The organism is Streptomyces sp. ICN903 (assembly GCF_022015835.1).
Lineage (GTDB): Bacteria > Actinomycetota > Actinomycetes > Streptomycetales > Streptomycetaceae > Streptomyces > Streptomyces fenghuangensis.
The window spans coordinates 1-22,140 of sequence record NZ_JAKMAY010000072.1; the positions used below are offsets into that span (position 1 = coordinate 1).

A 22,140-nucleotide genomic window follows, 5' to 3' on the forward strand; every position below is an offset into this window, starting at 1 on the left:
GCTGCCAGCCGGAGCCGCCGGGGGTCCAGGTGGAGACGTCGGTGGTGCCGGTGCCGGATGCGCCGAGGTAGACGTACGAGCCCTGTACCCAGGCGCTCAGCTGGTACTGGGAGTCCGGCTGTACGGTCACGGTCTGGGTGCACTTGGCGTTGTCGCTGCCGGCGGGGGTGGCCTTCAGCGCCGCGGTGCCGCCGTGGACGGGGGAGGAGACGGTCGTGCCGCTGCCGGCGGAGCAGGTCCAGCCGTTCAGGCCGGACTCGAAGCCGGCGTTCCGCACCAGGTTCGGCTCGGCGGCGTAGGCGTCGCGGCCGTCGAGCGTGGTGGCGCCGCCGGCGAGGAGAGCGGCGCACGCCGCGGAGGCGACTCCCGCGCGGATGCGGAGGGGTCTCTTTCTGCTGGTCTGTGCGGAGGGACGGTCCATGGCTGTCTCCGTGGGTCGGGGGCGGTGGTGGGGGAGCGCGTTCTCGGTGGCACGGCGACACCGCGCCCCAGGAAAAATGGTCCAGACCAATAAGGTTGTCAAGGGGTCCGGAGGCGGTTGGGGCCTGGCGGTGTTCGTCGGCGCGTACGCCCCCGGCGGCAACCGCGAACCGGCCAGGACGGTCTGCGCCTCGCCCAGGAGGGATGCACCACCGGCCGATTCAGCCGGGCGGTCGATCAGCTCGGCGGCGACAAGCCGAACGTGCGCGTCCGCGGGCTCCGCGCACTGCGGCGGATCGTGAAGCCGTCATCTCCGTCCAGGCCACGTGTCCGCGCGCGCCTGCTGTGGCCGCCCCGCGGGCCGGAGCAGCCGGCGGAGGGCATGCCGGTCAACGGCATCGCGCCGTTGGAGGCCGGGGCCCCGGATGACCAGGTGACGCTCCGGCCTCGGTGTGCTGTGCCGGCACCGCGAGCAGCTTCCGGGGCCGGCGCCGGTGCGCACTGCACCGGCGCCGGCTCGGAGGTCACCAGGCGCGGCCGCAGCAATCTCGGCCCCGGTCACCGCGGGTTCCGCACGACCACACGGGCCAGGGCGCGAGCACGTTCAACATCCGCAACCGTCGGGGAAGTCCGCACTACACCTTCCGGGGCACGGACTCACCCGGTCAGGTCGGTCGTCTCGGGGCAGGCGGACGGCGAGGTCGTCGGCGAGTTGCCGGTCGGCCTCAGTGGGACCGGTGGGTCGGCGAGATGCTGGGGGTGGACATCGGTGTGCGGGCCGAGCCGTTGCGCGGGTCTACACCAACCCCGAGCGGTCCACCCTGGCCGCCGCTGAACCCGGCGCCGTGCCGGACGTACCCGCTCCCGCACCGTGGTCGTTCGGACGCGGAACCAGGCCCTCGGAGGGGGAGCGGCCGCCGTACTCGGCTTCCAGCCGGGCAGCGGCGTCCTCACGCAACCGCACCTTGTCGATCTTGCCGATTCCGGTCAGGGGCAGCGCGGGCACCCTGACGACGCGCTCGGGCAGTTTGAACGGGGCCAGTCCGCCGTCTTCGAGGAAGCGGCGGATCTCCCGCAGTGTCGGAGAGCCCCCTCCGCCGTCGACGACGTACAGGCAGACCGCTTCGCCCAGGACGGGGTGGGGCACAGGGACAGCGGCGGCTGCGCGCACGCCGGGATGCTTCTGGACCAGTGCCTCCAGTTCGGCCGCCGGGATTTTCTCCCCACCACGGTTGATCACGTCCTTGACGCGTCCGACGACCACGAAGTTGCCCGAGGGGTGGCGGCGGACCAGGTCGCCGGTGCGGTAGAAGCCGTCGGAGGTGAACGAGGAGGGGTCCGTGTCGCCGTGGTAGGCCGTGATGACGCCAGGGCCCCGGGCCAGGAGCTCGCCCGCCTCTCCGTCGGCGACGGGGCGACCTCCGCCGTCCACCACGAGGGTCTCGTCCCCCGGTGAGACGGGCCGCCCCTGGGTGGCGAACACCACCTCCGGGGGGTCGTCGAGCCGGGAGAAGTTCAGCAGGCCTTCGCTCATCCCGTACACCTGCTGGATCCGGCAGCCGAAGGCATCGCCGAGCTGTCTGGCGGTCTCCTCGTCCAGGCGGGCGCCACCGACCTGAAGCACCTCCAGGCTCGGCAGGTCGGGCCCGTGCGAGGCGGTCCGTGCGGTGAGCCACTGACGGGCGATCGCAGGAGTGAGCGCGCAGTGCGTCACGCGTTCCCGCTCGATCAGCGCCATCGCGCCGACGGGATCCCCGGGCGCCCCGAGGACGACCTTCCCTCCGTGGGCGAGTGCGCCGAGGATTCCGGGGTGGCCGAAGGCGAAACTGTGCGTCACGGGCATGACCGCGAGATAGACCGAGTCCGGTGTCAGCGCCGACACCGTCGCCGAGGCGCGGACGACGTGGCCGAACGCCTCGTGCGTACGGGGAATGGGCTTGGGCGCGCCGGTGGTGCCGCTCGACAGCAGGAACAGGGCGATGTTCGAGGCGCGCCGGTGGTCGCTCACCGTGGGGACCGCCTCTCCGGCCGTGGCGAACTCGTCGAGGTCCAGGTGGCCGCGGGCCGGGTCGACCCCGCCGGAGACCAGCAGGTTCCGCACGAACGGATGGTGTTCCCGGAGCCCTTCGGCGAACCGGAGGTGGTCGAAACGGCCTTGCCGGGCCGGTACGGCCATCATTGTCGGCCGTACCGAGGACAGCACGGGGGTGAGCTCGTGTTCGCGCAGCGTCGGCGGAGCGAGGACCGGGCGTGCGCCGAGCCGGATCAGGGCGAGCACGAGGACGACGAGCTGGGGCTGGTTGGGAAGCTGCACGAGTACGTTCTCGCCGGGGTGCGTTCCGCAGCGCGCCAACCGGGCGGCACAGCCCGATACGGCGGCGTCCAGTTCGGCCCCGGTGAGAGCCCGGCCGTCGCCCACGAGCGCCTCACGGCGGCTTTGACGTCCGTGAGCCCCCAGGACCAGGTCGTCCAGCGGGTCCGGGCGCCACCAGCCGCGGCTCCGGTAGTCCGCCGACACCCGCGGACCCGGCCCGTTCCCGCCCAAGGCGTCGGCGAGCTGCCGCAGGGTGTGGTCGTGTTCACTCCAGAGGTCGACGCGGGTGCCGAGGCGTTCGGAGAATTCGATCTCCAGTTGCGTGATGTCGACCGAGTCGAGTCCGAGGTGAGCGCGCAGGAGCGCGTCCTCGCGCAGCAGCTCCTGCTCGATGCCCAGCTCGGAGAGGATCCTCCGTACGTCGTTGATGTCCGGCAACCGGCTCTCCTCGCTGGGACGGGGAACGTTCTGGTGGCGGGAAGGCACAAACGGCGGGCCGCTCGCGTCCCGGACCCGTACGGCGGACCCGGGCACCCGAGTCCGCCGCGTCCGACGATCGGCGGCGCGGGCCGCTTCAGACGACGGTGAGCGTCGTCACCCCGGTCGCGCCCGTGACACCGGTGGTCAGGCACAGCAGCAGTCCCGGCTGCGGGAGGGTGATGACCTGGGTCGCCGAGCGGCCCTGGAAGCGACCCTGGACGACGGTTCCGGTGAGTGTGGTGACGACCTGCCCGGCGACCGCGGTGCTGCTGCCCCGGGCTTCGATGACGCTGGTGTCGCCGGTGCTCCACGTGAAGGTCCGAAGGCCCTGGAACCCGCCGAGCAGGTCGTTGCAGCCGACGTGGAGGGTGAACCGCTCCCCGTACGCCCCGCTCGTCACCTCGCCCGCGCCGTCGATGCACGAACCGAGGCGCCCGTCGGTGGTGACGTCGACGTCCTGCGGCTGGAAGGTGACCCCCGGACTGTAGGCGACGGACTCGGTTCCCTGGCACTGCAGCAGCGCGAGTGGTTCCGCGCGGGCGGGCCCGGCGGCCAGTGCGCCGGCGCAGAGCACGGTGACGGCGGTTGCCAGAACTGCTAAGCGTGCCCGTGCTCTCATGACGGACATGAGGCGGCCTCCTTCGGGGTGTGTGGTGTGCACAGGGGGCATGCCCGGCACGCCCGTTCGTGAGACGGGCGCGCGGGAGCGGTGCCGGAGGCAGGCGGAACCTCGTGCGCTGCCCCTGTGAGAACCGCGCCGGCCGACGCCCCCGTTTCCCCGGCCCACGCCTTGCCGCCCGAGACAAGGGTGTGGGTCAGTGGACCGTGCGGGCGGCAGGCGGGACGCGGACTTCCGAGCGTTTCCCCACGCGGACGATCTCCCCGGACCCCTGGAGCGCCGCGTCGACTTCGAACCCTGGAGTGTGATGGAGCCACAGGAGAGCGGCACACTCGCGGTACCGGGCGCGAGGCTTCATTTCGAAGTGCGCGGGGAGGGGCCGCCGGTACTGCTCATCGCGGGCGGCAACTCCGACGCGGCCGTCTTCAGGCGCCTGGCCGCCGCCCTGGCCGCGGACCACCGCGTCATCACATACGACCCGCGCGGCAATTCGCGCAGCCTTCTCGACGGTCCGCCGACGGACCAGCGGATCGAGGAGCACACCGACGACGCGCACCGCCTGCTCGAGCACCTCACCGGGCCCGACGAGCCCGTGCACGTCTTCGGAAGCTGCTCGGGCGGGCTCGTCGCGGTCGAACTCGCCGTCCGCGGCCAGACCCGGATCCGCTTGACGGTCGCCCACGAACCGCCCGCGATGGGGCTGCTGCCGGATGCCGAGGACCACCTGGCGTTCTTCGAGGACGTCCACGAGACGTTCCGCCGTGAGGGCGTGGCGGCGGCCATGGGCAAGCTCCAGCTCGTGTTCGGCGACGGGCCCGCGCCGACGCTGCCCGAGGCGCACGACAACACCGAGTTCTTCCTGGCCCACACCGTCAGGCCGGTCACGCGTTTCGTACCCGACCTCACCGGGCTCGCGACGGTGGCGGACCGGATCGTCGTGGCAGGCGGTTACGACTCGCGCACCCACGCCGTCCACCGGCCCGCGGTCGTCCTCGCGGAGCGGCTCGGCCGTGAACGGGTGCTGTTCCCCGGCGGCCACGTCGGCTACGCGAGGTACCCGGCCGAGTTCGCCAGGCGACTCGCCGGGGTGTTCGCGGTCCCGTCCGGCGCGGTGGCCTCGGGCCGCACCGGTGGGGGACGCTGACATGCGCATCGTGATGGGGGCCCAGAACTGCGGTTTCGGCCCGGCCTCCGAACTCGTCGCGGTCTCCCGGCTGCTCCCCGGCTCCGAGCGGGTGTTCGTCGGCAGTGGCGTGGCGGCGGCGTTCGCGCGGCGCAACCCGGACGCCTTCGACGCCGTACACGAGACCGGCGGGACGCGCGGGAGGACCGGAGCCGCGATGATCGACGGCCTGCTGGAGACCGGAGACCAGGTGGTCTCGGTCATGGACGCCGAACTGGCCCTGCGGTCCGTCGTGGCGCGGCGGCCGGTGGTCATGGTGGACAGCCTGTTCGGCTTCTGGCGGCTCACACGGCCGTTGGCCCGGATCCGCGACCTGTGCGCGAGTATGCCGCGCTCCTCCTACGCCGCGGCGGACCGGCACCTGGCGGCTCTCTCACCGCACGAGCGCATCGTCGCGGCACACCTGCTCGCCACGCACAGCGTGGTGCAGAACTTCCCGGGCGTCCCCGAGCGCGCGGCCGAGTTCGCCGCTCTCGGCTCCGGGCCCGCGATCCACCTGACCGGCCCGATCGTCGACCTCGAAGGACTGAGGAACACCCCCCGCGACGCCGAACCGGAGCACGACCTGCTGGTCAACATCGGCGGGTTCAAGAACTTCCTGTTGGACTTCGACGTCAACAACGACTACCTGCGCCTGCTCCACCGCTGGATCCCCGACCTGCTGCGCGACTGGCCCCGGTTTCCGCGCGTTCTGGTGTGCGGCGGACCCTTCGGCGGGCGCGGGGAGCGGACCGTCTCGGTTGCCGGCCGACGGGCAGACTGTCGCCTCCTGCGGCAGCGCGACCTGCTGCGGGCGGTGGCGAGCACGCCCGGCTACCTGCTCGCCCCAGGACTCACGGCACTCCACGAGTCGGTGGCCCTCGGACGGTTGCCGCTCGGGATCCACGAGCAGCACTACGCGCACGTCTACACCCTGCGCCGACTCGACGGCACGCTCTTCGGCCGTAACGCCGGCCGGTTCGCGGACGTCCTGCCGCACCACCGGGTACCCGAGGACGACTTCGCCGGGACCGCGGCACTCGTGGAGATCGCCGGCCGCGTACGGGAGGACGACGAGCTCTACGCGGCGTTCCGCGGAACGCTCAACGAGCGGATCGAGCACCACCTCTCGCTCACCCCGGAGCGGCGGCGGCACGGAGTCGAGGAACTGCGGGGACTGCTCGGTGGTGAACCGGTCCACGCGGTGCTGACCAGGATCCTCCCTCCCGGAACAACGGGTGACGGCCGACGGGACCCGGCTCCGCGGAAACGGCCGGACCGGTCGGCCGCTGCGGCTCGTACCGCACCCGGCGCGCGACAGTCAGCGGAACCTCCCCCATACCTGGAGACGGATTGAACACCTCCGAAAGCTCCGACCACGCGGCTTACTTCGCTCTCAGGAACCGGCTGCTCGGCCCCCAGCGCAACCAGGTCCTGACCACGGACCAGTTGTGCGAGGCGGGCCGCCTCATGTGCGGACGCCCCGAGAAACTGTCCCTCTACGGCGTCCCCGCACCCGAGATGGAGGCCCGAGGCCTCCGCATCCTGGGCCGTACCGCCATCGAGTGCACCAAGGACCCCCACCCCGTGGCCGTCGCCGGCGCCATCGCCGAAATCGAGGCCGATGCTCCCGAGGCCGACGGCGAGGCGATGGTCGTCGACCTGTTCTGCGGTTCCGGGAACTTCGGCCACCACCTCGGCCGGCGCCTGGGTCGCCCCGTGTACGCTTCCGAACTCGACCCGGCCGTCCACGAGGTCAGCCGGCGCAATCTCGACCGTGTCGGCTCCACTGTCGACCTCCGTCTGGCGGACTACCGCGACCTGCTCGGCATGCTTCCCGCCCGCAGCGAGCGCGACATCTACCTCGTGGAGCCCGCCTGGGGCCCGGCCCTCACACCGGACGGTCTCGACCTGGCCCGTACCTCGCCCCCGGTGCCCGAGATCATCGGGAACATCCACCGGTCCCGCGACCGCGTGCCGTGCATGGTGGTGATCGAGACCAGCGACCGCGTCCTGCACGGCTCCCTCGAAACCTCGCTCCGGGACGCGGTCCATCTGCGTACTCTCAGCCCCAAGCCGTTTCCACCCCACCGCACCGGCTCACGCTTTCACCTCTATCACCTCGGTAAGCGCCGGAACCGAGCGGGGCGGGCCGTGGGGAGCGGCGGCCCGAGCCCCCCGGCACGCCCGGGCGAGGACCGGTGAGGCGGGCGGCAGCGACTCCCGGGCCCACGCTCCTGGTGCTTGCACTCGGTCACTCGCTCAGAACGGGACCTTGGTGGAGAAGACACCGGGCCGGTCATCGCCGGGCTGTGACCTCGGATGCCGCCTTCTTCACGTCGTCGTGGTCCGTGTCGCGAACCACCACGTTGATGTTGAAGGTGTGGGAACCCAGGCCGTTGGCGATCCCCATGAAGAGCAGGGCGAAGTGCTCTTGTCCGCGTGCGGTGGTGATGCCGCCGATGTCGAGCTGTGCGGACGAGGGCCAGCCGAGGTCGGTGAGCAGACGTCCGGTGGTCCGCTTGGCCTCGGCGTCGTCGCCGGAGAGGAAGACCGTGGACGGGCCCGCGAGACCTCCCGGGTCGACCATCGCGGTGGAGTCCATGGTGCACAGGGTCTTGACGACGGGCGTCGCGGGGAAGGCCGCCTGGATCTGCTCGGCCAGGCTGCTGTTGGGGTGCGAGAGCTCGGTGTAGTCGTCGTTGAGGCCCACTCCGACGTCGATCAAGAGACGGCCGGACAACGCCGGGGCGCCGATGGAACGCAGCAGCTCCACGGAGACGTTTCCGGGCGTCGCGTTGACCAGTACCTCCGCGTGGTCGGCCGTCTCGCGCAGACCGGCCACGGGAAGCCCGAGGCCCGTTCGCTCTTCGGGGTGGCGGGAACCGAGGAGAACGTCGTGTCCCGCGGTGCTCCAGCCGCGGGCCAGTGCCCGGCCGACGTTGCCGGTACCGATGAGTCCTATACGCATGGGAAGGACGCTATCCGCAGGTCGGGGCGTGGCGGATCGGTCTGCGGGCCGGTGTGGGACCGGCACCAAGGACCTAGGTGCCGAAGTCGGCCCAGCCCGGGGGCGCCTCCGGGCCGGAGGCTGGGGGAGGGTGGTCACGCTGCTGCGGACCGTGTTCGAGCAGCCCGACGCCGACGCGGTTCAAGCACAAATGACCCATGCCCTGGATGCGCTGGAGGCCGAGTTCTCCAAGAGCGCAGCCCACTTGGACACCTCCCAGCACGACCTGCAGGCCTTAGAACTCCTAACGAAGTGATCTTTGAGGTGGTTGGATCACTCCGGAACCGACGATCCGGGAGCGTGGGGTGGCGCGGCCGAAGCCGTGGGAAGTCGACGACGAACTGTGGGCGGTGATCGAGCCGCTGCTGCCGAAGGTCGAGCGCCGGGCCCGGCACCCTTGGGTGCAAGCGGCATCCGGACCGGCTGGTGTTCCAGGGCATCCTGTTCGTACTACACACCGGAATCGCCTGGAAACACCTGCCGCAGGAACTCGGCTTCGGCTCGGGCATGGCCTGCCGGCGCCGGCTGGCCGAATGGACCGAGGCCAGCGTCTGGCCCCGACTGCACGAGGCCCTCCTCGCCAAGCTCCGCAGCGCGGACGCCCTGGACTTCGCCCGGGCGGCCGTCGACGGCTCCCACATCCGTGCGCTAAAAGGGGGTCCAAGACCGGACGAAGCCCCGTTGACCGGGGCAGGACGGGCAGCAGGCACCACATGATCACCGACGCCACCGGCATCCCGCTCGCCGCCACCCTGACTGGCGGCAACCGCAACGACGTCACTCAGCTGATCCCGCTGCTCCAGGCCGTGCCGCCGGTGCGGGGCAAGCGTGGCCGCCTCCGGCAGCGCCCGGACGTGGTGCCGGCCGACCGCGGCTACGACCACGACAAATACCGCCGCATGGTCTGGGACCTTGGTGTGAAGCCGTTGATCGCCCGCCGTGGCACCGAGCACGGTTCGGGGCTGGGAACCCAGCGGTGGGTCGTGGAGCGCGGGTTCGCCCACCTGCGCTGGTTCCGCCGCCTGTGGATCCGCTGGGGGATCCGCGACGACCTCCGTGAAGCCTTTCTCACCCTGGGCTGCGCGCTGATCTGCCGACGACGTCCGAACCGCACATCGCGATGAGCTTCAGGACAGCGCGGGGCGTAGGCGAGAACCTCCTGGGCCGACGTGCCGTCCTACGCTGCACGCCGTCGCTTCATCGGGAGGTCGCCCGTTCACCGCGGACGGCAAAAACCAAAGGCAAGGAGATTCCCACCCCTTGCCGTGCTCAACGTATAGCGCACCGGGGGGCTTGCGGCAAGGCCCCCGTCAGGCCGCAGAATCACCGACCGAGGCCAGTACCTGCAGAAACGGGAGTCGCGTAGTGCGTGTGTTGTTGTCGACGTATGGGTCGCGCGGGGATGTCGAACCGCTGGTGGCGCTGGCGGTGCGGTTACGGGAACTCGGCGCGCAGGTGAGGGTCTGTGCGCCGCCGGACGAGGTCTTCGCCCGGCTGCTGGCCAGGGCCGGCGTGGAACTGGTGGCGGTCGGCAGGCCGATGGGCACGATGACGGCGCCGTCGACGGAATCGGCGGCCTCCCGGCGTGTGACCGAGCTGGCCGCGCAGTTCGGCACGGTCGCCGCAGCCGCCGAGGGATGCGACGTCCTGCTGGCGACCGGTCTCGCGCACTTCTCCTCGCGGTCGGCGGCCGAGAAACTCGGTATCCCCTACGTGTACGCGACCTTCTGCCCGTTCCTGCTGCGGTCGCCGCACCAAGCGCCCCCCACGCTGCTGGCGGGCCAGTCGTTCCCGCCGGAGGTGACCGACAACCGGGCGCGGTGGGACCTGAACGCCCGGACCTTCAACGCGCTGCACGGCGGGGCGCTCAACGCCCACCGGGCCTCGGCCGGTCTGCCGCCGGTGGACGACGTCTACGGTTTCATCTTCACCGACCGGCCGTGGCTGGCGTCGGACCCGGTCCTGGGGCCGTGGCGGGAGACCCCGGAGATCGACGTCGTGCACACCGGGGCGTGGATCCTGCCGGACGAACGCCCGTTGGCGGACGACCTGCTGGCGTTCCTGGACACGGGCACACCTCCGGTGTTCGTCGGCTACGGCAGCATGCGCGGCGTCTCCGCGGACATCGCCCGGGTGTCCATCGAGGCGATCCGCGCGCACGGCCGCCGCGCACTCGTCGGCCGCGGCTGGGCCGAACTGGCTCTGATCGACGACCGGGACGACTGTTTCGTCGTCGGCGAGGTCAATCAGCAGGCACTGTTCGGCAGGGTGGCCGCCGTCGTGCACCACGGCGGCGCGGGCACGACGACGACGGCCGCCCAGGCCGGAGCGCCGCAGGTGGTAGTGCCCCAGGCGGCGGACCAGCCCTACTGGGCCGGCCGGGTGGCCGCCCTGGGCATCGGTGCGGCACACGACGGCTCGGCTCCGACCACCCAGTCCCTGTCAGCCGCACTCGGGACGGCCCTCGGCCCCGAGACCCTCGCACGGGCACGGGCCGTGGCCGACGGCATCCGCACCGACGGAGCAGCAGTGGCCGCGGAACTACTGCTCGACACCGTCAGCCGGGAAAGGCCGTCGGTGCCCGCGTGAACCCCCACACGGGGTCACCGAGCCGGGAAAGTGCCCAGCGCCGGGCTGCACCGCCGACGCGGCATACTCGAAGAGACCGGCATACTCGGCGGCTTCCTGGTCGACGTCGGATACTCACCAGCGAGTGACAGCACTGGCCTCCGAAGACCATTCGGTCAGTACCCCCGAGCACCTCATCCGGCGCATCCGGCGGGGCCTGCGGCACATCCAGTACCGCAGCGATTTCATCGACGGCTGTCTCACCGAGACCGGCCTGACCATCAGATCCGGACGAACCCCTCCGACACCACGAGTCCAGCCTCAGTAGCCCCCGGCAGCTGCCCCTGCACCGGGCGCCGCCGAGGGCTCTCCATGCCGCTCGTCCAGCGAATCCCGCCTTGGCGGCGGTGACATCCCAGGTCAGCTTCCTGCGGGTGTCACGGGTTCCAGGTCATGGTGGCGTAGACCCGGTCGAAGCGTCCCGCGGCAAGGTCCTGCCGGGAGACCGACCAGGAGTAGAGGGCCGTCTCCAAACCGTCGAGCCCATGCATCCACTGGGCGAGGCACACCCAGTCCTCGGGACGTACGTCCGTATCGGGCGCGGGCAGTTCACCTCGGGCCACCGCTCGTGCCGCTTCCCGCCCGGCCGCCACGCTGGGGTCTTCCGCCCAGTTCTCGTCCTCGGCGTACCCACCCAGCTGAAGCCCGCGGCCGATGCCCTCGCCCGGCATCTCCGTCCATACCTCGATCAGCTCGTTCGCATGGGGATGTTCCGGGTGATCCACGCAGTCCAAGGGCTGCCCGGGAGCGTAGACCGAGGTGTAGTACGGCAGAGAGACGTCGGTACTCAGGCGGAGCAGCCCTTCCGGGAGATCCGTTTCGTAGGGGTAGTTCTTCCATTCCGGGTCGAGGTCCACAGGGCGTTCCTCGACGGGTGCGCCGGCGGGAATGTGGAGTGCACTGCCCAGGTTTCCTTCCCCGATCCGGTCGGGGTCGGGGTCGGCGAACAGCAGGAGGTGGCCGTCGGCGGGCAGGCCGAGGTCGGTCACTCCTGAGGGCAGCGCGGCGAGGTCGATGGTGGCGGCGAGCTTGCACCACGGGTCGGGGGCGTCCGCGGGAAGCATGAGGGGCCCGCCGAGCCGGCCCACCACCGGCCCGTTCCCCCCGGTGCCCAGAAAGGCGCAGGGTCGGGCGGTGGCCACCCACCGCTCGATGTCGTCCGGGGGGATGCCCTCTGCGAGGGCCCTCTCACGGAACTCATTCAGTGTGTCCAGGTTTTCGGGGGACATGAGAAGTCTCCTTGCGGCCAGGTCGGTTCGACGGAAGGCATCGTGCCGGGTGAGCGGCGGATCGTGAACAGTCAGCGGTGCAGCGTGACGGTCACGCCTCGTGCCCTGAGTTCGGTCACCACGGGGTGGGGGACGCCCGACGGCGAGGTCGCGATTCGTTCGGCCAGGTGGACATGTGCCAGGGCAGGCATGTCGAGCAGAGGCCCGAGATCCTGCAGGGACAGGCATCCACGCAGGTCGAGTTCCGCAAGGTGGGGCGAAGCGGTGAACAGGGTGATGTCCTGCAGTGCGGCCCAGCGCGGGCCGGCCACACTGAGTGAGCTGAGCCGTTCCACCGGTATGCCCTCGACCGAGGGGCAGTCGTTCAGGGAGCGGAGGGTCAGTTCGCGCAAGCCGGAGCAGTCCCGGAGGGCCCTGAGCGATTCCACGTTCTTCATGTACAGCAGGGTCAGTGTGGTCAGCGGAGATCCGGCCAGGTCACCGAGGTCGCGGACGGCGGAGCCGTTGATCATCAGCGTGCGCAGCGCGGGCAGGCGGTCGAGGCCCTTGAGGTCGGCCAGCGCGGAGCAACTGGTGAAAGTCAACTCCCGCAACGCCGGCAGCTCGCCCAGCCCCTCGGTGGTGCGCAGTACCGCACTGCCGTGGATCCCGAGCTTCGTCAGCCCGGGGTGACCGTCCAGCCCTTCGAGCGTCGTCAGCTCGTTGCATCTGTCGAGTTCGAGGGACTGGAGTCGAGGGAGAGCCGCGAATGGCGAGAGGTCGCGGAGCTGGTCGCCGCTCAGCTGGAGGTGGACGAGGTTCGGCAGCCCGGCGAGTCCCTCCAGGTCCGTGAGAGACCCGCAGGAGCGGAGATCCAGGGATTCCAGAGCGTCGAGCGCCCCGCCGAACATACGGAGGGAGCGCACCTTGGTCCAACTCAACCTCAGCTGACGCAGACCACTGAGGTTCAGCAAGGGCTCGAAATCCTCGACGGCGCCGCACCGGCTCAGGTCGAGGCGGGTCAGCCGGGAAAGACGGCCGATCGGGGTGAGGTCCTCCACACTCCTGCAGCCACCAAGATCAAGGTCCGTGAGATCGGTGAGTTCACCGACCTCGGTGAGGTCGGTGAGCCCGTCACACTGGTGGAAGTCGAGCTTCTCGAGCATCGTGAGATGCCGCAGACCGTGCAGGGAAGAGGCGTACGGCAGCCTCAGCTCCGTCCTGCCCTCCTGGCGGAACGCCGGAGCCAGCAAGTGCTCGGCGAAACTGTCCGGGTCACGGTCCGTCCTCCACAGACGGACGAGGAACTTGGACGCGTACGGGTCCAGAGGGGTGAACCGGGCAGCCAGTTTCAGGGCATGCCCGCCGTCACCCGGCGCGGACAGGGAAACCAGTTTCCTGACGGCCTTGCGCGCGCGGTACGCCGGGGCATCCAAGTTCTCGCAGAAACCGAACGGATCTCCGTCGGCGATCGCCCACAACCGGAGCAGTTCCTCGGTGGAGCAGTCGGAGACACCGCTGTACCGCACGGCCAGCTCCAACTCCGCGTCGCCGCCGGACACTGCCAGCAGCATGAGTTCCCTGACCGCCTCACCCGCCTCGGCGGGATGCGCGGTTTCCAAAAGCGCCTTCAACTGCCGTGTCGGCACTGCTGTGTTGTCGTCCTGTGTGTCGTCGGTTGGCCCACCGGGGGAAGTTGGTCGTGTCATGGAAGGACTCTAGGGATCAGGTGTGACATGAAGTTTCCTCCTGATCGTGGACACCTGGAAACCGAGGTCCTGAGGTTTTGGAAGAGGCAGCCCCGGGCGGGGGAACAAGCACACGAAGCGGTACACCGAGGAGTTCGAGCGGGGCGCGATCGCACTCGTCGATTCCTCGGGCAAGACGGTGGCCGCCGTCGCCCGGGAACCCGGCATCAGCTTCGAGTCTCTGCACGGCTGGTACCGGCGGGTGAACCGTAGGCACGCCGCCCGCGCGATGTGTGAGCGCGGCGTCACCCGGCGCAGGCGGTGTTCGCTGACCCGGCCTGTACGACGACCAGGTCCGCCCCGGACCTGATCGGCCGCGGCCTCCATTCCGAGCGCCTCGGGGCCGAGCTGGTCTGCGACATCGCCTATCTGCCCACCGCAGAGGCCGGTTCTCCCTCGCCTGCCGACCGAACCCGGCCACCCACGAGGTCGTCGGCTACGCCATGACCGACCACCTATGAAACACCGGCGCTGCCGGGCCCGGTCGACCTGCCGCTGCGGAGACCAGCCCGTGAGCGTGAGGAAAACGGGAATCAAGGGGGTCATCGTGAGCCCCGGGCCGGAGAACACATCTCTGTGGGGGTAGGGACCGCCACGCCTTGCCGGGAAGGCGGTCCCCCCGGCGGCGCGGGTCAGGGCTGCGATCCGGATTCCGCCGCGGACAGCCCCTCCGGTGCCGTGCCCTCCTTGATACCCAGGTCCTGGGTCCCAATGACGGACAGCAGTTCCAGTTGCTCGGCTCCCGGGCTTCCGGGCGGGGCGGTGAACCACAGCAGGCGTTGGCGTCCGTCTTCGCTGAGGAGGTTGTAGCAGTCGAGTTCGATGATGCCGAGCGTGGGGTGGACGATCTTCTTGTGGTCCATGCGGCGCACCGCGACGTCGTGGGTGTCCCAGAGGGCTGCGAACTCCTGGCTGCGGCGGCGTAGCACGGCGACCATCTTCGTGACCTCCGCATCCCGGCCGCGCTTGGCGGCCGCTGCTTGGAGGTCGGCCACGAACACCCGGGAGTGGTGCGGGTGATCCTCGGGCGGGTACCTCTCGCGCGCCTGCGGGTCGGTGAACCAGCGGTACACGAAGCTCGCCGCCGGGCCGCGGTGTGCCGGGGACTCACCGAGCAGGTTCCTGGCCAGGTCGTTTTCCACCAGGGTTTCGTGCAGGTCGGTGATGACGCGCGCGGGGGTGTTGGACAGCTGGTCCAGCAGTCCGAGAAGCGCGGGCTGCACGTGTGCCGACGGTCCGTGCGCTGACGGAGGGCCCGGCCGTTCGGCGAGGTGAAACAGGTGGTCGCGCTCGTCGCCGTTCAGGCGCAGGGCTCGGGCGAGGGCGGCCAGGGTCTGGGCCGAAGGCTGCACGCCGTTCTTCGCGCTGCCGCGTTCCAGCTCGGTGTAGTAGTCGGCTGACAGCCCTGCCAGCTGGGCGACTTCCTCGCGGCGCAGCCCGGGGACGCGCCGGCGCGGGCCTTGGGGGAGACCGACCTCGGCGGGGCGGATGCGGTCGCGGCGTGTCCTGAGGAAGGCGCCGAGTTCTGGAAGGTTCACCCCTTCATGGTCGCGCGCGCGCCGAGCCGTAGCCAGGGGGTGGCACCCCCTGGGTAAACGCACCCCTGGCTGGGGGTGGGGGACCGGCCGATCGTGGATGACGCAGCAGGGCGACGGCGAGACCGCGGCCCGACCCGCATTCACCACAGGAGTCAGTAATGCCCATCCCCACTTCCCTCGACGGGACCGCTGCCCAGGCTCAGCCCTCCGCCTCACCCCGTGTCGCGATCGTCACCGGCGGCTCGCGCGGCATCGGCCGCCGGACCGTCGGGCGGCTGGCCGCCGACGGATACGCCGTCGTGGTCGGCTACGCCGGCAACCAGGACGAGGCCGAAGCAGCCGTGAAGGAGGCCGTCACCGGCGGCGTCCGGGCGATCGCGGTGCGTGCCGACGTCGCCGACGAACACGCCGTCGCGGCCCTGTTCGACGCGGCCGAAGCAGAGTTCGGCGGTGTCGACGTCGTCGTGCACGCGGCCGGGCGGGCACACATGGCGCCGATCGCCGAGCTGGACCTGGCCGTTCTGGACGACCTGCACCGCACCAACATCCGCGGCACGTTCGTCGTCGTCCAGCAGGCCGCCCGTCGGGTGCGCCCCGGTGGTGCGATCGTGACGTTCTCCACGTCCGTGGTGGGGCTGGCCTTCCCGGGCTACGGCGCGTACTCCGCCAGCAAGGGCGCGGTCGAGGCGCTGACGCTGATCCTGGCTCGGGAGCTGCGGGGCCGGGACGTCACCGCCAACGCCGTCGCGCCCGGCCCCACGGCCACCGACCTCTTCCTGGACGGCAAGGACGAGGAGACCATCGCCCGCCTGGCCGCCCAGTCCCCGCTGGAGCGACTCGGTACCCCGTCGGACATCGCCGAGGTCGTCGCGTTCCTGGCCTCCCCGGTCGGCCACTGGATCAACGGACAGGTCGTCCGCGCCAACGGCGGAATCATCTGAACCGCCCGCCCAGCCACCCCGTCGATCAACGAAAGATCCTGTCATGAGGAGCGACGACACCGGGAAGGCCATCCTGGCCACCGGGGCCTCCAGCGGCATCGGGGCGCTGTCCGTGCGTGCTCTGGCCCTCGCCGGTCACACCGTGTACGCGGGCATCCGCCAGATGGCGACCCGTAACGCGACCGCGGTGGCCGACCTGGTGCGCTACGGCACCGACCACCGGGTCGACGTGCACGCCGTCGAGCTGGACGTCACCTCCCAGGACTCCGCCGACGGCGCAATCGACCGGATCGTCACTGAGCACAGCCGACTCGACGTGGTCGTGCACAACGCCGGGCACATGGTCCTGGGCGCCGCCGAGGCGTTCACCGCCGAGCAGTTCGCGGAGCTGTACGACGTGAACGTCCTGGGCACCCGGCGCGTCAACCGCGCCGCCCTGCCGAAGTTGCGTGAGCAGGGCTCGGGGCTGCTGGTATGGATCGGCAGCTCCGGCACCCGGCCTCTGCGCACCCACATAGACCCCAGCCGGGATGGCAGCGAAGTCGTCTCCGCGGTCGCCGACCGCCTCCGCGCCGACTTCTTCCGCCGCATCGGACTGGACAGCCTGCTCACCGCGGGCAGCTCCCTGTAACACCCCACTGAGAGAAGGAACAACCAGCCATGCCTTTTGCGAACTTCAAGGTCCCCGAGAAGACCCTCACCCCGAAGCAGAAGGAGGAGATCGTCACCCGCACCACCGAGCTGTACGTCGAGATCTACGGCGAGCGCGCCCGCAACAACACCATGGTTCTGGTCGAAGAGGTCACCGACGGCGGCTGGGGCATCGCCGGTGACGTGCTCACCCTCGCTATGCTCGGCGAGGCGACACCGACCGACATCAACGACGCCTGACCGCACCGGCCGTCATTCGGCCAGGACACCACCTTGAAACCGAAGGCCACCGGGTCGAGCGTCCGGCCACACGGCCTCGCTCATCCGGGGGCCGGTGAGATCAGCGAAGCCCTTCAATGTGTCCCCGCACTCGATCGGCCGGCGATATCCGCCGGGGTGCGAGGGCGGGACACGGCAGCGGTCAGCCCCAGGTCGAGCCGCTTGTCCATGTCCAGGCGGAAGGTGCCGTACGGGTTGACGTTGGACCAGGACAGTGCGGTCAGGCCGCGCCGATCCTCGTCCCTCAGATTCTTCGCCCAGGCCGGCTCGGCCAGGATCTGCTGCACCAGCAGCGTGTTGAATGCACGAGCGCGGACCGGAGCAGATGAAGCGTGAGCATCGACGCCTCGGTGTGCTCCTTGTCCGGGCCGGTCAGGGCGCCGCCCTTGCCGTAGTGGAGCACGGTGTTCGCGCTGTTCCCGTTCTCGATGACCGGTAGGCCGCCGTCGCAGGTGAAGATGGTACGCACGGCGCGGCCGAGTTCTTCGAGGGCCTGGTAGGCGGAGTGCTGGGGGCCGTCGAGGGTGAAGCGCCTCATGACCTGCCCGGCCTCCTCCACATCCGGCGGGCCCGGCGAGCGAAGATCGCAGCTCAGGTCGACCGGGAGCTGCCCGGCCTCACCGACCGCGAGCGTTGGCCGCGGTGCACGGCCCGTATCCGGGCGGCAAGACGGGCGTCGTCGGCCTGCCTCGCTGCCCGGTCCGCGGCTGTCGCGCGCCAGTAGTAGAAGCTGGAGCGGGAGACGTCGAGGATGGTGCACAGCCGCTTCACGCCGTAGCGGCGGTGGTGGTCGGCGACGAACCGGCAAGCGGTTCACCAGCGCGTCCGGCCGGCGAAATACTCCGCCGCTTTCCGCAGGATCCCGCGTTCTTCCTCCAGCTCACGGATCTTCTTGCGCAGGGCGGCGTTCTCGCCTCCAACGGCGTGGGCGGCCCCGCTGCCGGCTCTGCCCGGCGCCCCCGGGGCCGACTCGCACCGGCCGCTCGGACCCAGTTCCGCAGGGTCTCGGAGTTGATCCCCAGATCGGCGGGGGTCTGCCGGATCGTCGCTTCGGGCCGCGACTGGTACAGCGCGACCGCGGCCGCTGTGAACTGCGGCGGATAGTTCTTCATGACCACGAGATGTCCGTTCTCAGATCCCCAGGGTCCAGTGTCTCGTGTGTCCAGGATCAAGGGTCAAGGCCCACCTACCCAAGGGGTTCACGCTGGACGGTCTGCGGCAGGACCGGATCCTCAACGAAGCGTTCGGCATGGGCGATCCGCTGAGGCTGATGCGCCTGTTCGGCATCACGGAGAAGACCGCCATGCACTACTACGTCGGCGTGGCCCATGCGGAGAAGACCGCCCGGCTTCCCCGGTGACGGCCGGTGCGAGAACGACAGCGGCGGGGCCGCCCGGAGTTACCGGGTGCGCTACACGCTTGCCACGAAGCTGGAGAACGAGCTCGCCGAGGCTGCCGACGAGGAACAGTTGAACAAGACGATCGCCCGCTACGGCCGCGCGTCGACCCGCGCTGACGACATGACACGGGTCGGTGACGGAACGGCTCGACTTGTTCCAGATGGAGTTCCATCAGCCAGCAGGGCCCGACCCGGCTCGGCGGTCATGCCGGCGCGGGGGCTCGAGCAGAGTGAGCGCCGAATGAGCCAGTTTTCCCTCCGCCGGGGGCATGGCGCTGAGGCCGCGCAGTCGTTCGTTGCGCTGCTCCAGGGCCTGGGCGGTGGTGGGGAAGAGGGTGGCGCCGCCCTGGCCGACCAGCCCTTGGTTCGCGGTCACGAACTGCCGGGTGTCGCGTTCGTAGGCGGCGAAGCCCGCGCCGTGACCCCGGCCCGCGAGGCAGCCGGCGAGCATGTACGCGCCGACGAGCGCGAGGCTGGTGCCCTGTCCGGTGAGGAACGAGGGCGCGTACGCGGCGTCGCCGACCAGCGCGACCCTGCCGTTGGACCAGCGGGGCATGTGGATCTGGCTGACCCCGTCAAAGAACAGGTCCTCCGCCTCGCGCAGGGCGGCCAGCATGCCCGGGACCTCCCATCCCGCGTCGGCGAAGACCTTGGCGACCAGGTCGCGTTGGGCTTGCGGGTCCCGGAACGCGTCCATGGGCGGCTCCGGCCGGGCGAAGTTCAAAAAGGCGTGCACCTCGTCGTCGTCTCCCACGGAGTAGAGCGCCGCGGCCCTGCCCGGGGCATTCCACATCACGGTCTCGTGGGAGAGCCCGAAGGTGTTGCGCATGGTGAACACAGCGAAGCAGTAGCCGAGGTAGCGGTGGAACTGCTCTTCAGGGCCGAACAGCATCTCCCGGGTGCGCGAGTGCATGCCGTCCGCACCGAACACCATGTCGAACGTACGGCTGCCGCCCCCGCGGAAGATGACGTCGACCCCGTGGTCGCTCTGGTCGAGGGTGTCGATGGAGTCGCTGAACAGGAACTCCACGTCGTCACGGACCGCCGTGTACAGCGCTTCCGTCAGATCCCCGCGCCGTACCTCCAGGTCCCGTCCCGCGACGCCGCCGGTGATGGCATGCGGGTGCAGGGAGGTCACCTCGCTGCCGTCCGAGTCGAGGAAGGTCAGCCGCCGCAGGTCGATGTGCGCGTCCCGCAGCCGCGGCAGGATCCCCATCCTCCGGACGACTTCCAGCGCGGTGCCGCGCACGTCGATGGGATAGCCACCCCCACGCAGGGTGGGCGCCTTCTCCACGACCGTGACCGCGTATCCGTAGCGGTTCAGCCAGAACGCGAGGGCGGGCCCCGCGATGCTGGCCCCGGATATCAGGACCTTGCGCCTCGGCGTGCCACGGACATCCGTCAGCTGATCGGTGAGGGTCATTCCTTGACTCCTTTGGGCATGGTGCGAGTGACGAACAGGACCAGCGACGTGACGACGCCGGCTGTGACGAAGCCGGTGACGTAGGCCGATTCGGCCGCGACCTCCGACCCGGAAGGGGTTGCGGCGGTGAGGAGCGCACCACCGAGCTGCCCGCCCACGGCATAGCCGAGTACGCGGCTCACCAGGATCAGGCTGGTGGCGATGCCGGTGTCCTTGGCATCGACGGCCGTGGCGGTGCTGGTCATCATCGCCGTGACGCACAAGCCGTTGGCCAGCGCGATCAGCGCCTTGCCGACGACGACGTGCCAGACCTCGGTGTGCACGGACGCCAGGACGACCAGGGAGACGGCCATCATGACGACCCCGGTGTTGACCACGGCACGCGAGCCGAAACGCCGGTCCCCGATCCCGCCGAGCGGCCCGGCCAGCGTCGCGGCGACGGCGCCGGGCAGTAGGAGGAAGCCGATCTCGGTGGCGCTGGCGCTGAATCCGTACCCGTCGCCGCGCTCGTCGAGCAGCTGCGGAACGAGATAGGCCGCCATCGAGGTGCCGAGGCAGATCACGAATGTCAGCGCACACGCCTTCCAGATCGCGGGCCGTGCCAGCATGTGCAGATCGATCACCGGAGAGGCCGCACGCCGTTCGACGGACACCCAACCGGTGACGAAGACGGCCAGAAGCACGACGAGGACGCCGAGCACGAGTGGTTGCGAGGCCGCTTCGGGCGCCAGCGCGAGTACGAGCATGAGCGTGACCAGCATCCCGCTCAGGAGCAGCAGGCCGGGCCAGTCGATGCCGGCGTCGTCCGACCCGCCCGGCTGGTCGGACGGCATGAGCCTGTTCACGAGCAGGGTGGCCCCGATGACCGCGATCGTGGGCAGCGCGAACATCCAGTGCCGGGAGAGCTCTTCCGCTACCGGCCCGGCCGACAGCATGCCGACCATCCCTCCCCCGACGAAGAGTCCGCTGACCACCCCGATGGCGACCCTCGACTCTCCCGGGGGGAGGTTTTTGCGCACGACGATGAACGACAGGGGAAGCGCGCCCACCATCGCCCCTTGCAGCACCTGCCCGAGCAGCAGCACGGGCAGGTTCGGGGCCAGGGCGGACACCGTGCCGCCGACCGCGACGACCGCCATCAGCCGGATCAGGACCCGTTTCCCGCCGTAGCGGTCGCCGAACTTGCCTGCCAACGGCGTGATGAGTGCCCCGGTGATGAGGAGCACGATGCTGAGCAGCGCCCCTTCGGACTGGCTCATGTCCAGTTCGCGTTCCAGGAGCGGGATCGTCGGTGACACCACCGACTCCAGAGCGCCGGTGGACAGTGCCAGTAAACCGAGGGCTCCGACAGCGGCCTTCCCGATGGGGACCGGGGGAGCCAGGGTCGTGGTCATGAGTGTCCTTTCCGTCATTGCCGGGTGAGGAAGGGGGGCGACGGGGGGCGCGCACGGCATGTGGCGCTGCCACCCCGGACGGGCTAGGACCAGCGGCGCAGCGCGGCCCGGGCCGGCAGCGTGACCGCCGGCAGGGCCAGGCCGCCGGCGGCGACCGCGAAGCATCCGTACACCAGCGGGGGCACGTACGGCATGTCACCGGTCACGCCGCTCATCATCGGGATCACCGTGGCCGCGGCGATCGCGGAGCCGAGGACCAGGCCCACCACGGCGACCAGCAGGCCCTCCCAGCGGAGCATCGTCATCACCTGACGCCGGGTGGAGCCGACGAGGCGCAGCATGCCCAGCTCGCGGCGGCGGCCCAGGACCGTCGTCACCAGGGTGTTGACCGCGGCGACGGCGGCGAACCCGCCGAGGACCGCGGCCATGGTGTTGTTCATCCAGGCGCCCAGCTTCGCGTCGCGGTTCTGCTCGGTGGCGTAGCCGGAGGCGTCGGTGACCTCGCCCAGGGCGGTGAGCGACTTCTCCGAGCCGCCCCGTACCAGGAGCGTGCTGTCGAAGCCCGAGGTGACGTGCCCGGCCAGGGACGCCCGGTCCATGGTCACCGTGGCCAGGCCGAGGCCGCGGCCGTAGACCGCGACGATCTCGGGGCTGACCTCCGTCCCGTCGGGGAGGTAGAGCGGGAGCCGGTCGCCGACACCGGCGTCCGCCGAGGCCGCCAGGGTCTTGTCGATGGCGATACGCCCCTCGCCGAGCCGGTCGAGGCTGCCGTCGCGTACGTCCAGGTCCTGCACCTGCGCAGCCTCATGTCCCGTCTCTCTCTCGCGTGCACTTTCTGTGACGGGTGAAGAGTGCGGGGACGGCTGAGCGCCGGGCGTCGTACCGGGGAGCCAATGTGGGGGTGCTACCGCGGTAGGGGGTGGAGG

General features: G+C 70.5%; 21 protein-coding genes and 5 pseudogenes. 13 read left to right on the plus strand and 13 right to left on the minus strand.

Annotated elements, in window-relative coordinates; genetic code table 11:
- The 3 genes from L7D48_RS10135 to L7D48_RS10145 form a co-directional block, all read right to left on the minus strand.
- Positions 1 to 421 (minus strand): carbohydrate binding domain-containing protein (locus L7D48_RS10135; protein WP_237878652.1); only part of this gene is annotated, 421 nt, incomplete at its 3' end.
- Between the two features lie 795 nt (positions 422 to 1,216).
- Positions 1,217 to 3,172, minus strand: a complete 1,956-nt coding sequence (locus tag L7D48_RS10140) for an AMP-binding protein (protein WP_237878653.1) — start codon at positions 3,170 to 3,172, stop codon at positions 1,217 to 1,219.
- A gap of 136 nt (positions 3,173 to 3,308) precedes the next feature.
- Positions 3,309 to 3,842, minus strand: a complete 534-nt coding sequence (locus L7D48_RS10145) for a hypothetical protein (RefSeq protein ID WP_237878654.1) — start codon at positions 3,840 to 3,842, stop codon at positions 3,309 to 3,311.
- 298 nt (positions 3,843 to 4,140) lie between these two features.
- On the opposite strand from L7D48_RS10145, the gene L7D48_RS10150 reads away from it, so the two are divergent.
- From L7D48_RS10150 to L7D48_RS10160, 3 genes are read left to right on the plus strand one after another with little or no spacing between them, the layout of a single operon-like run.
- Complete coding sequence (locus L7D48_RS10150; RefSeq protein ID WP_237878655.1) at positions 4,141 to 4,977, plus strand: alpha/beta fold hydrolase; 837 nt, start codon at positions 4,141 to 4,143, stop codon at positions 4,975 to 4,977.
- Between the two features lies 1 nt (position 4,978).
- Complete coding sequence (locus tag L7D48_RS10155; RefSeq protein ID WP_237878656.1) at positions 4,979 to 6,352, plus strand: hypothetical protein; 1,374 nt, start codon at positions 4,979 to 4,981, stop codon at positions 6,350 to 6,352.
- Entirely contained in the window at positions 6,349 to 7,200 is an 852-nt protein-coding gene (locus L7D48_RS10160; RefSeq protein WP_237878657.1) for a class I SAM-dependent methyltransferase, read from the plus strand. Before L7D48_RS10155 ends, L7D48_RS10160 begins: the two co-directional genes overlap by 4 nt.
- A gap of 94 nt (positions 7,201 to 7,294) precedes the next feature.
- Here L7D48_RS10160 and L7D48_RS10165 read toward each other — a convergent pair whose 3' ends face one another.
- Entirely contained in the window at positions 7,295 to 7,966 is a 672-nt protein-coding gene (locus L7D48_RS10165) for an NADPH-dependent F420 reductase (protein ID WP_237878658.1), read from the minus strand.
- Between the two features lie 130 nt (positions 7,967 to 8,096).
- Between L7D48_RS10165 and L7D48_RS10170 the strand changes: the two genes are divergently transcribed.
- The 4 genes and pseudogenes from L7D48_RS10170 to L7D48_RS10185 form a co-directional block, all read left to right on the plus strand.
- Complete coding sequence (locus L7D48_RS10170) at positions 8,097 to 8,261, plus strand: hypothetical protein (RefSeq protein ID WP_237878659.1); 165 nt, start codon at positions 8,097 to 8,099, stop codon at positions 8,259 to 8,261.
- 49 nt (positions 8,262 to 8,310) lie between these two features.
- A pseudogene (locus tag L7D48_RS10175) lies at positions 8,311 to 9,129 on the plus strand (IS5 family transposase).
- A 247-nt stretch (positions 9,130 to 9,376) separates the two neighbouring features.
- Positions 9,377 to 10,594, plus strand: a complete 1,218-nt coding sequence (locus L7D48_RS10180; RefSeq protein ID WP_237878660.1) for a glycosyltransferase — start codon at positions 9,377 to 9,379, stop codon at positions 10,592 to 10,594.
- 157 nt (positions 10,595 to 10,751) lie between these two features.
- Positions 10,752 to 10,901, plus strand: a pseudogene (locus L7D48_RS10185) (IS630 family transposase); the annotation flags it as partial.
- Between the two features lie 109 nt (positions 10,902 to 11,010).
- Here L7D48_RS10185 and L7D48_RS10190 read toward each other — a convergent pair.
- Positions 11,011 to 11,862, minus strand: a complete 852-nt coding sequence (locus L7D48_RS10190) for a DUF1963 domain-containing protein (protein ID WP_237878661.1) — start codon at positions 11,860 to 11,862, stop codon at positions 11,011 to 11,013.
- Positions 11,863 to 11,933: 71 nt separating this feature from the next.
- The gene (locus L7D48_RS10195; protein WP_237878662.1) at positions 11,934 to 13,550 is read right to left on the minus strand and encodes a leucine-rich repeat domain-containing protein; all 1,617 of its coding nucleotides are present in this window, start codon (positions 13,548 to 13,550) and stop codon (positions 11,934 to 11,936) included.
- A gap of 121 nt (positions 13,551 to 13,671) precedes the next feature.
- Here L7D48_RS10195 and L7D48_RS29550 point away from each other — a divergent pair.
- Positions 13,672 to 13,899: pseudogene (locus tag L7D48_RS29550) on the plus strand (transposase); the annotation flags it as partial.
- 322 nt (positions 13,900 to 14,221) lie between these two features.
- Here L7D48_RS29550 and L7D48_RS10200 read toward each other — a convergent pair.
- The gene (locus tag L7D48_RS10200; protein WP_237878663.1) at positions 14,222 to 15,127 is read right to left on the minus strand and encodes a helix-turn-helix transcriptional regulator; all 906 of its coding nucleotides are present in this window, start codon (positions 15,125 to 15,127) and stop codon (positions 14,222 to 14,224) included.
- A gap of 158 nt (positions 15,128 to 15,285) precedes the next feature.
- Between L7D48_RS10200 and L7D48_RS10205 the strand changes: the two genes are divergently transcribed.
- From L7D48_RS10205 to L7D48_RS10215, 3 genes are read left to right on the plus strand one after another with little or no spacing between them, the layout of a single operon-like run.
- Positions 15,286 to 16,068, plus strand: a complete 783-nt coding sequence (locus tag L7D48_RS10205; RefSeq protein ID WP_237878664.1) for an SDR family oxidoreductase — start codon at positions 15,286 to 15,288, stop codon at positions 16,066 to 16,068.
- Positions 16,069 to 16,111: 43 nt separating this feature from the next.
- Positions 16,112 to 16,699 (plus strand): SDR family NAD(P)-dependent oxidoreductase, encoded by a 588-nt coding sequence (locus tag L7D48_RS10210; RefSeq protein WP_237878665.1) that lies wholly within the window; start codon positions 16,112 to 16,114, stop codon positions 16,697 to 16,699.
- A 29-nt stretch (positions 16,700 to 16,728) separates the two neighbouring features.
- Positions 16,729 to 16,959, plus strand: a complete 231-nt coding sequence (locus tag L7D48_RS10215) for a tautomerase family protein (protein ID WP_237878666.1) — start codon at positions 16,729 to 16,731, stop codon at positions 16,957 to 16,959.
- Between the two features lie 113 nt (positions 16,960 to 17,072).
- On the opposite strand, the gene L7D48_RS10220 is transcribed toward L7D48_RS10215, so the two are convergent.
- From L7D48_RS10220 to L7D48_RS29555, 3 genes are all read right to left on the minus strand, one after another.
- Entirely contained in the window at positions 17,073 to 17,285 is a 213-nt protein-coding gene (locus tag L7D48_RS10220; RefSeq protein ID WP_237878667.1) for a transposase, read from the minus strand.
- Positions 17,243 to 17,536 carry a transposase gene (locus tag L7D48_RS10225; protein ID WP_237878668.1) on the minus strand — a complete coding sequence of 98 codons (294 nt, stop codon included), beginning with the start codon at positions 17,534 to 17,536 and terminating at the stop codon, positions 17,243 to 17,245. Before L7D48_RS10225 ends, L7D48_RS10220 begins: the two co-directional genes overlap by 43 nt.
- Positions 17,537 to 17,765: 229 nt before the next feature.
- A complete protein-coding gene (locus L7D48_RS29555; protein ID WP_374491863.1) occupies positions 17,766 to 18,110 on the minus strand; it encodes a transposase in 345 nt (114 codons plus the stop codon).
- Positions 18,111 to 18,154: 44 nt separating this feature from the next.
- Here L7D48_RS29555 and L7D48_RS10230 point away from each other — a divergent pair, with 44 nt between their 5' ends.
- Together L7D48_RS10230 and L7D48_RS10235 are read left to right on the plus strand one after the other, a co-directional pair.
- Positions 18,155 to 18,358: a hypothetical protein gene (locus L7D48_RS10230; RefSeq protein WP_237878669.1), complete on the plus strand. Its 204-nt coding sequence runs from the start codon at positions 18,155 to 18,157 to the stop codon at positions 18,356 to 18,358.
- A 28-nt stretch (positions 18,359 to 18,386) separates the two neighbouring features.
- A pseudogene (locus L7D48_RS10235) lies at positions 18,387 to 18,497 on the plus strand (AAA family ATPase); the annotation flags it as partial.
- Positions 18,498 to 18,569: 72 nt separating this feature from the next.
- Here L7D48_RS10235 and L7D48_RS10240 read toward each other — a convergent pair.
- The 3 genes and pseudogenes from L7D48_RS10240 to L7D48_RS10250 form a co-directional block, all read right to left on the minus strand.
- Complete coding sequence (locus L7D48_RS10240) at positions 18,570 to 19,820, minus strand: FAD-dependent monooxygenase (RefSeq protein WP_237878670.1); 1,251 nt, start codon at positions 19,818 to 19,820, stop codon at positions 18,570 to 18,572.
- Positions 19,817 to 21,214 carry an MFS transporter gene (locus L7D48_RS10245; protein WP_237878671.1) on the minus strand — a complete coding sequence of 466 codons (1,398 nt, stop codon included), beginning with the start codon at positions 21,212 to 21,214 and terminating at the stop codon, positions 19,817 to 19,819. The genes L7D48_RS10240 and L7D48_RS10245 overlap by 4 nt, the downstream gene beginning before the upstream one ends.
- 83 nt (positions 21,215 to 21,297) lie before the next feature.
- Positions 21,298 to 22,029 (minus strand): annotated as a pseudogene (locus tag L7D48_RS10250) (FtsX-like permease family protein); the annotation flags it as partial.
- Positions 22,030 to 22,140: the final 111 nt, after the last annotated feature.

Excerpts from the sequence above, each read along its gene's own strand:
- L7D48_RS10195 (WP_237878662.1), bottom strand. The coding sequence starts at position 13,550 with ATGACACGACCAACTTCCCCCGGTGGGCCAACCGACGACACACAGGAC.
- L7D48_RS10240 (WP_237878670.1), bottom strand. The coding sequence starts at position 19,820 with ATGACCCTCACCGATCAGCTGACGGATGTCCGTGGCACGCCGAGGCGC.
- L7D48_RS10165 (WP_237878658.1), bottom strand. The coding sequence starts at position 7,966 with ATGCGTATAGGACTCATCGGTACCGGCAACGTCGGCCGGGCACTGGCC.
- L7D48_RS10190 (WP_237878661.1), bottom strand. The coding sequence starts at position 11,862 with ATGTCCCCCGAAAACCTGGACACACTGAATGAGTTCCGTGAGAGGGCC.
- L7D48_RS10155 (WP_237878656.1), top strand. The coding sequence starts at position 4,979 with ATGCGCATCGTGATGGGGGCCCAGAACTGCGGTTTCGGCCCGGCCTCC.
- L7D48_RS10150 (WP_237878655.1), top strand. The coding sequence starts at position 4,141 with ATGGAGCCACAGGAGAGCGGCACACTCGCGGTACCGGGCGCGAGGCTT.
- L7D48_RS10225 (WP_237878668.1), bottom strand. The coding sequence starts at position 17,536 with ATGAGGCGCTTCACCCTCGACGGCCCCCAGCACTCCGCCTACCAGGCC.
- L7D48_RS10215 (WP_237878666.1), top strand. The coding sequence starts at position 16,729 with ATGCCTTTTGCGAACTTCAAGGTCCCCGAGAAGACCCTCACCCCGAAG.
- L7D48_RS29555 (WP_374491863.1), bottom strand. The coding sequence starts at position 18,110 with ATGAAGAACTATCCGCCGCAGTTCACAGCGGCCGCGGTCGCGCTGTAC.
- L7D48_RS10145 (WP_237878654.1), bottom strand. The coding sequence starts at position 3,842 with ATGTCCGTCATGAGAGCACGGGCACGCTTAGCAGTTCTGGCAACCGCC.
- L7D48_RS10210 (WP_237878665.1), top strand. The coding sequence starts at position 16,112 with ATGAGGAGCGACGACACCGGGAAGGCCATCCTGGCCACCGGGGCCTCC.
- L7D48_RS10245 (WP_237878671.1), bottom strand. The coding sequence starts at position 21,214 with ATGACCACGACCCTGGCTCCCCCGGTCCCCATCGGGAAGGCCGCTGTC.
- L7D48_RS10205 (WP_237878664.1), top strand. The coding sequence starts at position 15,286 with ATGCCCATCCCCACTTCCCTCGACGGGACCGCTGCCCAGGCTCAGCCC.